This window comes from Alteromonas confluentis, assembly GCF_001757105.1.
Taxonomy (GTDB): Bacteria; Pseudomonadota; Gammaproteobacteria; order Enterobacterales; family Alteromonadaceae; genus Alteromonas; species Alteromonas confluentis.
This window is the reverse complement of record NZ_MDHN01000015.1, coordinates 226,787-238,732: the sequence shown is the minus strand read 5'-3', so window position 1 is coordinate 238,732 and position 11,946 is coordinate 226,787. Positions and strand designations below refer to the sequence as shown.

The 11,946-nt window shown below is 48.6% G+C and carries 8 protein-coding genes; all 8 read right to left on the bottom strand.

From position 1 onward, the window contains the following. Window positions 1-67: 67 nt before the first annotated feature. Entirely contained in the window at window positions 68-451 is a 384-nt protein-coding gene (gene mutT / locus BFC18_RS07975; RefSeq protein WP_070125012.1) for an 8-oxo-dGTP diphosphatase MutT, read from the bottom strand. Then, on the bottom strand, window positions 451-3,165 hold the full coding sequence (gene secA / locus BFC18_RS07970; RefSeq protein ID WP_070125010.1) for a preprotein translocase subunit SecA: 2,715 nt from the start codon (window positions 3,163-3,165) through the stop codon (window positions 451-453). The genes mutT and secA overlap by 1 nt, the downstream gene beginning before the upstream one ends. A 152-nt stretch (window positions 3,166-3,317) precedes the next feature. Then, complete coding sequence (locus BFC18_RS07965; protein WP_070125008.1) at window positions 3,318-4,199, bottom strand: peptidoglycan DD-metalloendopeptidase family protein; 882 nt, start codon at window positions 4,197-4,199, stop codon at window positions 3,318-3,320. A gap of 129 nt (window positions 4,200-4,328) precedes the next feature. Continuing rightward, window positions 4,329-7,400: a ligand-binding sensor domain-containing diguanylate cyclase gene (locus BFC18_RS07960; protein ID WP_170826577.1), complete on the bottom strand. Its 3,072-nt coding sequence runs from the start codon at window positions 7,398-7,400 to the stop codon at window positions 4,329-4,331. 222 nt (window positions 7,401-7,622) lie between these two features. Further along, window positions 7,623-8,534 (bottom strand): UDP-3-O-acyl-N-acetylglucosamine deacetylase, encoded by a 912-nt coding sequence (gene lpxC / locus BFC18_RS07955; RefSeq protein ID WP_070125004.1) that lies wholly within the window; start codon window positions 8,532-8,534, stop codon window positions 7,623-7,625. A 156-nt stretch (window positions 8,535-8,690) separates the two neighbouring features. Continuing rightward, entirely contained in the window at window positions 8,691-9,854 is a 1,164-nt protein-coding gene (gene ftsZ, locus BFC18_RS07950) for a cell division protein FtsZ (RefSeq protein WP_070125003.1), read from the bottom strand. 107 nt (window positions 9,855-9,961) lie between these two features. Beyond that, window positions 9,962-11,191, bottom strand: a complete 1,230-nt coding sequence (gene ftsA / locus BFC18_RS07945; protein ID WP_070125095.1) for a cell division protein FtsA — start codon at window positions 11,189-11,191, stop codon at window positions 9,962-9,964. A 20-nt stretch (window positions 11,192-11,211) separates the two neighbouring features. After that, window positions 11,212-11,940: a cell division protein FtsQ/DivIB gene (locus BFC18_RS07940; protein ID WP_070125002.1), complete on the bottom strand. Its 729-nt coding sequence runs from the start codon at window positions 11,938-11,940 to the stop codon at window positions 11,212-11,214. Window positions 11,941-11,946 lie beyond the last annotated feature (6 nt).

The following is an 11,946-nucleotide window of genomic DNA, read 5'->3' as shown; positions in this document are numbered from 1 at the left end:
TTTAAATACGAAAAACCCCGGACTGGAAGGCCGGGGTTTTAGATTAAAGCACTTTATTCGCCAGAAATTACTTTATGAGTTTTTCAATGATAGCGACGTTTGCAGCAGGAAAGTCTTCTGCTACCAGGGCGCTAAGCTTTACCCATTTCCCTTCCTGACCTTCTAGCCCCTCAGGCTCACCGGTAAATTCTGACACCGTATGCACATCAAGAAGTACGCGCTTATCGCCATAATCATGACTGATAACCATCAAAGGCAAACTGGCGGCAACCAGAATGCCTATCTCTTCTTTAAGCTCTCGGGCAAGGGCTTGCGTTACCGTTTCGCCCTTATCGACTTTACCGCCAGGAAATTCCCACTTGCCGCCTTGGTGCTTGTCGTCAGGGCGTTTACAGATATAAACCTGTTCCTGCTTCAGGACAACGCCCACTGCAACATGGATCTCTTTCATTAAGACAGCTTACCGTGACACTGCTTATATTTCTTACCTGAACCACAAGGACAAGGATCGTTACGGCCCACTTTTGGTCCCTGACGCATTTCAGAACGCATTGTTGCTTCACCAGATGCTTCAGGCTCTTGCTCAGGCGCAGCAGTATGCTCGAAATTCTTCGGCACATCATCAGCCTGACGGCGTTGCTCTTCCACCTTTTCAACGTCAGATTCAGCTTTAACCTGTACACGGCTAAGAATGGTAATCACTTCAACCTTAAGATTTTCCAGCATGGCAGAGAACAATTCAAACGCTTCACGCTTGTATTCTTGTTTCGGATTCTTCTGCGCATAACCACGCAGGTGAATCCCCTGACGCAGGTGATCCATCGCTGCCAGATGCTCTTTCCAGCTGCTATCGAGGTTTTGCAACATAATGGCTTTTTCAAATTGACGCAGTACGTCTGGGCCAACCATGTCTTCTTTCGCTTTGTAGGCACCTTCGACTTCAGTCAGAATACGTTCACGAAGGCTGTCTTCATATAACTTGTCGTCGTCATCCAGCCACTTCTGAACTGGTAGATCTACCTTAAAGTCAGCCTTCAGACGTTCTTCCAGCGCAGGCACATCCCACATTTCTTCCAGTGATTGCGGCGGAATATATTCATCTACCACGCTGTTCACGACATCGGTGCGGATTGCCTGAATAGTTTCGCTGATATCCCCTTCGTCCAGCAGTTCATTACGCTGTTCATAAATCACCTTACGCTGGTCGTTCGCTACATCATCATATTCCAGCAGCTGCTTACGAATGTCGAAGTTACGGCCTTCCACTTTACGTTGGGCATTTTCGATAGCACGAGTTACCCACGGGTGTTCAATGGCTTCGCCATGTTCCATACCCAAACGCTTCATCATGCCCGCCATTTTCTCGGAAGCGAAAATACGCATCAGCGCATCGTCCAGAGACAGGTAAAAACGGCTTGAACCCGGATCGCCCTGACGACCCGCACGACCACGAAGCTGGTTATCGATACGACGTGACTCGTGACGCTCGGTACCGATGATGTGCAAACCGCCCGCATCAAGTACCTGTTTATGCAACTCTTCCCATTCCGCTTTCAGCTTTTGGATCTGTGCTTCAGTCGGGTTTTCAATTTTTTCCGCTTCCGCTTTCCAGTTACCACCCAACACGATATCGGTACCACGACCGGCCATGTTAGTCGCGATAGTCACGGCACCAGGCTTACCCGCCTGTGCGATGATGTCAGCTTCCTGAGCGTGGAATTTTGCATTCAGTACTTTGTGCGGCACTTTTTCTTTTTTCAGGAAACGTGACAGCAGTTCTGAATTTTCAATGGATACGGTACCCACCAGTACCGGTTGACCTTTCTTCACGGCAACTCGAATATCGGCCACAATGGCATCGTATTTTTCTTGCGCGGTGAGGTAAATAAGGTCGGCCATATCTTTACGGGCCATTGGACGGTTAGTTGGAATAACCACGGTTTCCAGACCATAAATCGACTGGAATTCGAAAGCTTCGGTATCGGCTGTACCCGTCATACCCGCAAGTTTGTCATACAGTCGGAAGTAATTCTGGAAGGTAATCGATGCCAGAGTCTGGTTTTCGTTCTGGATCTTCACGCCTTCTTTGGCTTCTACAGCCTGGTGCAAACCTTCAGACCAACGACGGCCTTCCATGGTACGGCCCGTGTGCTCATCAACAATGACGATCTGATCGTCTTTCACGATGTAATCTACATCTTTCTGGAACAGCTTGTGAGCACGTAGTGCCGCATTAATGTGATGGAGCAGGGAAATGTTGCCGGCAGCGAACAGCGATTCGCCTTCTGGCAGGATTCCGTTTTTCTGCAGAATTTCTTCCACACGAATCTGACCACGTTCAGTCAGGTGGATTTGACGGGCTTTTTCGTCAACGGTGTAATCACCGTCACCTTCCTGCCCTTCTTCATCTTCCTTTTCCTGCTGTACCAGCTCAGGAATAACGGTGTTGATGGCTTTATACAGCTGTGAGCTGTCTTCGGCGGCACCGGAGATAATGAGCGGTGTACGGGCTTCGTCGATAAGGATGGAGTCAACTTCATCCACTACCGCATAGTGCAGCGGACGCTGTACGCGATCCTGAGGGCTGAACGCCATGTTGTCACGTAAGTAGTCGAAACCGAATTCGTTGTTGGTGCCGTAGGTCACATCAGCATTATAGGCAGCGCGCTTCATTTCTGCCGACATACCTGGCACGTTACAGCCCACTGTCATGCCAAGGAATTCGAACAGCTCACGGGACCAATCAGCATCACGGCGAGCCAGATAATCGTTCACCGTAATAACATGCACACCCTTTGAAGAAAGCGCATTGAGATAAGTAGGCAGCGTTGCAGTAAGGGTTTTACCTTCGCCCGTACGCATTTCTGAAATTTTGCCATCGTGCAGCACCATACCACCTAGCATCTGCACGTCGAAGTGACGCATGCCGTAAACCCGTTTGCTGGCTTCGCGTACGGTAGCAAAGGCATCGTTGAGGATATCATCGGTAGATTCGCCTTTTTCCAGACGCGCTCTGAGCTCAGCAGTTTTGGCTTTTAACTGCTCATCGGATAACGCTTCGTATTCCTTTTCCAGCGCATTGATGGCATCGACATTCTTTTTTAGTTTTTTTAATAGTCGGTCATTACGGCTACCGAATACTTTCTTCAGGATGCTTGCAAACATTAGGTTGATGATTCCACTACTTTTTTACGAGTTCCGGCAGCCCGGATTAGCCCGTCGATTTAAAATAAATGCCCCCGTGCACATCATGTGCATGACCGACACCCTAAATAATGTTGGAGGCCTGGCAAATGCAGACCTATTCTGGCTGCTACCTAACGTCGTTTGGTGACGTACGGTAGAGGATCGATTTGTTGCCCGTGTCTTATTACTTCGTAGTGAACATGCGCCCCGGTTGAGCGGCCTGTACTGCCCATAATGGCAATCGGTTGGCCTTTTGTTACCACGTCACCAACAGAAACTGACAACGCGTTGTTGTGCCCATAGCGCGTGACTATGCCATCGCCGTGGTCTATTTCTACCAGTAAGCCGTAACCATGACGCTCTCCCGCCCAGGTAATAATACCCGCTGCAGTAGAAACCACGTCATCACCAGTTTTACCCGCGAAATCCAGGCCTTTGTGCATTGCTGGACTGCCGGTAAAGGGATCTTTGCGCATGCCGTAATAAGAAGACAACCATCCCGACTGTATAGGTCGGCCAGATAATTGACTCTGCTCATGGATATGATGCCCCCGGACCAGACTTTCAAGCATTGCCAGCTGTTGTTTTTTTGCTGTAACGGACTGCTGAAGCGTTGCGATCTGATTTAGGAGGGGGTCGTTATCCACGTTTATCGGCGTAGAGTCTGGGTTGAAAGCCTCTAAATCTTCAGCTTTCATCCCGAATTCGGCGGCAATTAATTTGCCCTGTTCATCAAGTTGGGTCACCGTTGCGTCCATCTCAGCAAGACGCGCAGCCAACACTTGCAGCTGCAAGCGGGTGCTTTCTGCCAATTCGCTAATTTCAACATTTTCAGCTTCGTTGGCAGCTTGTGCGAGTTTGATTCGGGCGATGTCTTCAGACACAGAATCAGTGGAACGGCTAGACACTAACATCAGTAAAGAAGACAGCACAGTAAAGCTCACCAGTGTACGTACACTGATGCTTCTGCGGTATCTCTTTTGTTTTCCGATAAAGGAAATGGTTAGTTTCATTTTAAGCCCATGATGAAAATCCGTGTTAGTTTAACGCTGTTAAGACAAATGAACAAACCACAATCAGATACTCAGCTGTTTTTTTTGATACCTTGGTGATAGAAAGTCGCGCAAATTCGGTTTTTGCTGTTAATCACTGGATGCTCCCTTGTCCGCCGACAGCACTTTTAACGCATCAATCACGTGGGCAGAGCCGCGCATTGTAAGCGCATCTTCCGTCAATAACGCATCGGGAGCCTGGTGAATGACTGCATCTGCAATGGCATCGTGAGCATGATCGTCTGGTGAGAGTAACAGCCAACCGTCTTTACCCTGTCGTTTCACCAAATACATGGCTTTATCTGCCAGCACCAGTGTGTGCTGCCATACCCATTTATGATGTTGAACAGGCGCATGAAAGCAAATGCCCACAGAACAGGTTGGCGGTGATTTGGCAATAGGGGCTGGCCACGGTGCTTGTTGCATTGCCGCTGTCATTCCAGTGATAAATTCGGCAGGAGAAGCATTACCGTTAAGGATGATAAGAAACTCTTCTCCACCCCAGCGAATTAAATGATCGTTGTAAGCTACGCGCTGCTGCAAGACCTTGCTGAACGTCATCAGCACTTCATCACCCACCGCATGGCCATAGGTGTCATTGAGTGCTTTAAAATTATCAATGTCGAGCAATACGGCATAGACACCTTGCTGCCGCTCCGCTCGATCAAGGATAGTCTTGATATTGCAATCGTGATAGCGGCGGTTGTTCAAACCGGTAAGCGCATCACTCAGACTGGCTTTTTTCAGCTGCGAATTTGCTTCAGCAAGCTGTTGATTCGCCGCATCTAACTCACGGGTGCGCGATTGAACCACATCTTCCAGTCGTTGTTTTGCACGCTGTAAACGTATGGTTCGGACATAGAAAAATCCCCACAGCACAAACATACCAGCAATTAAGAACAGGAATCGCATCCACGGTTGTTCATACCAGAAAGGCGTAATACTGAACTGGAAAGTCGCGCCTTCACTCCATTGATTCTGCTCTTTTAGCCTGCTTTGCACTTCAAAGGTGTAATTTCCTTTTGGCAGGTTGGTGTAGAAAGCTTCCCGTCTTCCGCCTACGTTAGTCCATTCTGGATCGTATCCCACCAGCCGATAGCGAAAAGTCAGCGCACTATTTCGATAAAACAGCGGCGTGGTATATCTGAATTGCACGTTGCGAACACCAATGGGTAATTCGGGCTCACCAGAAAAATACTGCTTGTTGCGGGTTTTCAGAGACTCGACCACCGTTGATAGCGGGCGCTCACGGGTGAGAGCCTGTGTTAAGTCAAGTCCGGCAACGTTGTTAAGCGTAGGCAGATAGAGATAATTGTCTTCCAATATTCCCCTACCACTTCCGGCACCATTACAGCAGCGTATTCCATCAGCATCCGCTTCCTGGCCGTAGTCATCAATAATCAGTTTCGTATCTGGCCTACCTTCCGTAGTGAGTGACTGTTTACTCATTTGGTAAACACCGCGCAGTGTTGAAACGACCAACTTGTCGCTGTCTTCCGCCATAAACATCACGCCAGCGGCCGGTAATAAATCCGGTGTCATCCACCGCCAACCGTCAGCGTTTTTCACTGCAAAGCCCGACTGAAAGGTGCCAATGACGATGCGACCATCAGAAAGCTGACCTATATAAGATACCGAGGTCTCTGACAGTGTTTTATCATCGGTATATAATCGCGCTTTACCTTGAGTAAACTGATACACGCCTCGTGCGGTGCCTATCCACAATGTGTGTTTGTCATCGAAAAACACATAGCGAATATTCACTGTGCCTAGCTCAAATTCTGCAGTCATATTCTGCAACGCGTTATCTTTCCAACGAAACAAACCGCCCAGTGTAGCTATCCACACAGCACCATCGTCGCCTTCAGCAATGCTGTTGATTTGATGGTTGTCGAGCAGAGGAAAGGACTGCCTGATGCTAAAATCTGCATTCAGCAGCACCAAACCAGCCCGCGTTCCAACCCAGTATTGTTCATTACTGTCGGTAAATAACGAATACACTACTTTGTTGGGTAAACGGTGGTCAGCAACGACCTGGTTAAACTGCTTATTTGCATAGAGAAACAGCCCACGGTTAGTGCCTACCAAAATCCCGTTTTTGCTGTGAGTAAAAGTCCAAACATAGGACTCAGCGAGCCCTTCAGCCTCACCCAACCGGCGGGTGCCATCGAAGCGTAGGCGCTGAATCCCGTGGGTACGGCTGCCAAACCACAGGTCTCCCCATCGATCTTCGAAGCCGGTAACAAACCACGGCGCCGTTTTGCCATCGATTTCACTGATTTCTTCAACGAGCTGATCTTTAACAATTTGCAGTAAGCGCTGATTTCCAGCCACCCAGAGGTTGCCATAGCTGTCTGCAAAGGTGAGCTCTATGCTGTCTGATATTTTTAATGCGTTAAGCTTGTATGACGAAAGTTGTTGATAATCATCAAGCTGCATTAAGCCTGAAGTGGTACCAAGAACAAGGCGGTTTTCGTAGAGGGCCATGCTAGTGATATGTGTTCTATCTTCGAGCGATGCGAGGTCGATTTCCTGTACGACACGGGCGTCACCTATGGAAAGTAAGCGTTCATCGGTTGCTACCCAGAGTTCATTAGATTTTACCGTCAGCGCATTAACCTTAGTGATTGGTAACTTTGTCACCGCTTCATCACTATGCGACTTGGATTTATCCGCGTGCGAAACATCAATACGATACAAGGCATCACCGCCCGCATAAATAGCGCCCTCAAACCATACGATATCGTCAATTCTGCCGAGCGGGCTATCAGCAAATGTGATTTCCCGAATATGGTTATCGGTACAAATAGTGATAAGGCGATCGGTAGTGCCCACCCACACCACACCGTCAGGCGCGACAAACACTTTTCTTAATAGGGGATCGGCAAATAACGGAGAAATACTGCCGTCAAAAACCTCGAAATGGTTGCCGTCAAAACGGGCTAATCCACCTTCAGTAGCAACCCAAATATAGCCGCGGGGATCTTCAGCAATGCTAATTGCGGAAATTTGCGGTAAGTGACTCCGGGTATCCCACAAACGCTGATGATACTCACTGAAAGCAACCACCTTGTCGGAGTTGATTGGTGAAGCCGATACAAATTGTAATGAAATGAGGAAGTAGCTAGCAGTACAAGCTAATAAGATTTCACTGCGTCGCACCACAACCCTGTGGAATGTTACAAAACAAGCCAGCCAGAACTCCATAAGCTGCTGTATATCCCTATAATTATGAAGCAGTAAGATAGGCTTATAATCTTAATAAATCAGATTTAAGCTTTAAAGTTAAGGTGTTATACACCCCCGCTTCCTGATCATACCTAACCAGAAGAAACGAAGATTAAAAAAAAGCCGCTTTAATAAGCGGCTTTTAAAAATAGTAATTTATGCGATGACCGGTGCTGCATAGCGAATTGGCATCTCTTCCTGGTTTTCGTACGTCACGTATTCCCAGCAATCTTGCTGTTCCAGTACTGCGTTCAACAGTTTATTGTTGAGGCCGTGACCGGTTTTATACGCGGCTAACTCACCAATAATGCTATGACCGCCCATATATAGGTCGCCCACTGCATCCAGAACTTTATGCTTCAGGAATTCATCGTCATAGCGAAGACCTTCAGGGTTCAGAATACGGAAGTCGTCCAACGCAACGGCGTTTTCCATGCTGCCACCCAACGCTAAGTTGTTGGCATTCATGTATTCCAAATCACGCATGAAACCGAAAGTACGCGCACGGCTTACTTCGTCAACATAAGAGTTGCTGTCGAAGTCCATAACCATGTGCTGGTTTGTTTGGCTGATAACCGGGTGATCGAAGTCGATACGGAAATCCACACGGAAACCATCGTAAGGACGCAGTTCTGCCCACTTGTCGCCATCTTCCACGCGTACGGTTTTAGTAATACGAATGAAACGCTTCGGCGCGTTTAACTCTTCAATACCCGCCGTCTGCAGCAGAAATACGAACGGGCTTGCGCTTCCGTCCATTATTGGCAGCTCATTGCTGTCGACTTCTACAATGATGTTGTCAATGCCCAGACCGGCCAGAGCCGAAGCAAGGTGTTCAACAGTGTGAATGCTAACACCATCTTCATTGTTTACACACGTACACAGCATGGTATTGCCCACAGCGTTCGCACGCGCAGGAATATCTACAAACGGGTCCAGGTCGATGCGACGGAACACAATACCTGTGTTCGCTGGCGCAGGCCGGAGAGTCATAGTGACCTTTTCCCCTTTGTGCAAACCAATACCGGTTTCTTGTACCGATTCTTTGATTGTACGTTGTCTAATCATTTCGTTGCTTTTACCTGTTCAAAAAGCGGTCGCGCAGTATATAGACTAAAGTTCAGTCTGTCAAATTTCTGTCATGCGCAGCCTTGGTTAAACACCAACTTCTTATACATTGACAACAATATCAGAAAAAAGTTTCCTGATATTAACAGCTTAGTCTTAGTCAGCCTGTTTACGCAGGAACGCTGGAATATCTAAATACTCCAAATCGCTACCTGGCTGAACGTCATTCTCGACTTTCAGTGCCTGATTTCCGTCGGTACCGCCAACACTACGCTGTTCGGTAGCATGCGAAGTACCAAATTCACGGGCCGCAGAAGACAGACGAGAACCTTCAGAACTCACCAGGGAGATATCAGGCTTGCGCTCAGCGCCAATACCGGTTGCAACTACCGTTACGCGCAGCTCGTCACCCAGCTCCATGTCGATAACCGTACCTACAACCACAGTGGCGTTCTCTGAAGCAAACGCTTTAACCGCGTTACCCACAGTTTCGAATTCGTCGATAGAGAAATCAGGACCCGCAGTGATATTCACCAGAATACCGCGCGCACCAGACAAGTCGATGTCTTCCAGCAGCGGGCTGGCAATTGCCGCTTCAGCAGCTTCTTCAGCACGGTCAGAACCTGATGCCACACCAGTACCCATCATTGCACTGCCCATTTCTGACATCACCGTTTTAACGTCGGCGAAGTCAACGTTAATCAGACCAGGACGGGTGATCAGTTCAGCAATGCCTTGCACCGCACCGCTAAGTACGTTGTTGGCTTCGCTGAATGCTTGCAGAAGTGGTGTGCCCGGGCCCATCACTTTCAGCAGTTTTTCGTTAGGAATGGTGATCAGTGAGTCAACGTTTTTCGCCAGCTCAACAATACCTTGGTCAGCAAAAGCAGTACGCTTTTTACCTTCGAAAGGAAACGGTTTGGTGACAACCGCAACGGTCAGAATACCCATTTCACGTGCGATACGCGCAACTTCAGGGGCTGCACCTGTTCCGGTACCACCGCCCATACCCGCCGCGATAAACACCATATCGGCGCCATCAAGAGACTGGCGGATAGTTTCGCGATCTTCATGGGCCGCTTCACGACCAATGTTTGGATCGGCACCTGCACCTAAACCTTTGGTGACAGAGGAACCAATTTGCAGTGTCACGTCTGCGCTTGAACTGCGCAGTACCTGGGCATCCGTGTTCACCGCAATGAACTCAACACCCTCGATATTTTGTGTCACCATGTGTTCTACAGCATTACCGCCGCCACCACCGACGCCGATAACTTTAATTACGGCTTCTTCGCCGTGGCTATCCATTAACTCAAACATACTTACTCTCCGGATTGGTACGTCTAACAACACTAAGCCAGGTCATATACGACGGTCGGATGCCTCCATGCGACCGTATGCCGAGTCTTAGCGCCCCCAAAATAAAATTAAAATTCACCTTTAAACCAGCTTTGCACGCGCTGAAAGAAACTTTCGCCGGACTTCTGCTTACTGGTCTTTTTATTATCTGCTTGCATTTTGCCGTAGTGGAGCAAGCCCACAACGGTTGCAAAGCTTGAATCATCGGTATACTCCGATAATCCGCGCATATTTATTGGTTTGCCCACTCTCACGGGCATTTGGAAGATTTCTTCCGCAAATTCAACAGCGCCTTCCATCTTGGCGGTACCGCCGGTCAGAACGAGCCCTGCTGCAATTTGTTCTTCAAATCCACTGGCACGGATCTCTTTCTGCACCAGCTCAAATAATTCCTGATAACGAGGTTCTATTACCTCTGCCAGGGTGTGTCTGGACATGGCTCTGGCTGGTCGACCGCCCACACTGGGCACTTCGATATTTTCTTCCATGCTGACCATGTCTTTCAGCGCACAGGCGTAATTCACCTTAATTTCTTCCGCGTTACTGATTGGCGTACGGAAAATCTTTGCAATATCACTGGTTATCTGGTTACCCGCAACCGGGATCACAGCAGTGTGACGAATTGCGCCGTCGGTGTAAATGACAATATCCATGGTTCCGCCACCGATATCCACTACACATACGCCCAGTTCACGTTCATCATCGGTAAGAACCGCGTAACTTGATGCCAGTGCGGAGAAAATAAGCTGATCTGAACTCAGATCACAACGCTCAATACACTTCACCAAATTCTTGGCCATATCATCCGCACAGGTGATGATATGCGCTTCGGCTTCCATTCTTACGCCTGACATGCCAACCGGGTTTTTAATTCCTTCCTGCACATCAATGGTAAATTCCTGCGGCAGCACGTGAAGCAAACGACGTTCTGATGCAATCGGCACTGAACGGGCGGCGTGGATCACGTTGTCTACGTCTTCCTGCGTCACTTCCTGATTGTTAATCGGTACCATGCCACTTTCGTTCTGGCATTTCACATGGCGACCTGAAATCGACATGAACACCGAAGAAACCTGACAATCTGCCATCAGTTCCATTTCACTGACTGCACTCTGCACTGATTTCACCACCAGGTTGAGATCGTTTACGCCGCCTTTATCCATGCCCTGCGCATTATGGGTACCAACGCCCACAATACTGATCTGATCGTCCGCCAGCAGTTCACCGACAACGGCTTTTACCTTGCTGGTTCCGATATCCAGTCCGACAATCAGATTGCGTTCAGCAGTTTTTGACATGGTATTTTTAAACTCTCTCATTAACTTTTTTCATCTTCCGCTTCCTGCCAGCCTACAGCCAGCCCGGTGTCATAACGTAAATCCACGTACTTCACCGCTTTGGGTTGCTTCGCCAGCAGCGGATAAACATCAATAAATCGCTGCAAACGATCGATAAATTCCTGTCGGCCCAGATTCAACTCTATGCCATTTTCAAGCTGTATCTGCCAGGCGAAGCGTTCGCTCAGTGACATTTCAGCAATCGGCATCGCCGTGGTTGCTAACAGTGACTGCATGGCGTTGTAACCTTCCAATGCCGTTTTCTCGCTACCACCGGGACCAAATAACTTTGGCAGACCTAAGTCATCTGCACTGGCGTTAAAAGTTTCACCGTAAGGATTCAGCAAAAAATCATCATTCCACTGTGCCACGGGCTGTTGCTCAACCAGGTAGATCTTCAGCGTATTCGGCCACTGTTTGCGAACCGATGCGCGATAAACCCAAGGCTGCGCCTCGACCAGCTTGTATACTTCGTTCACATCGAGGGCAAAAAAACTGCCGGGCTGCGACTGCCTGATCAAACGCTCAAGCCGGGTAACGTTCACATGACTGAAATCGCCGGAAAAATCCACTACCTGAACCGGTGCCCGCTGGGCGTCCTGCAGGTATTCCTGAATTTTCACGCCGCCCACAATCAGACCGGTAATCACTGCCAGCAGAAACGCTACGCCGGACCAGAATCGGATCTGTTTGTGTCTTACTTCAGTCATGCAGGT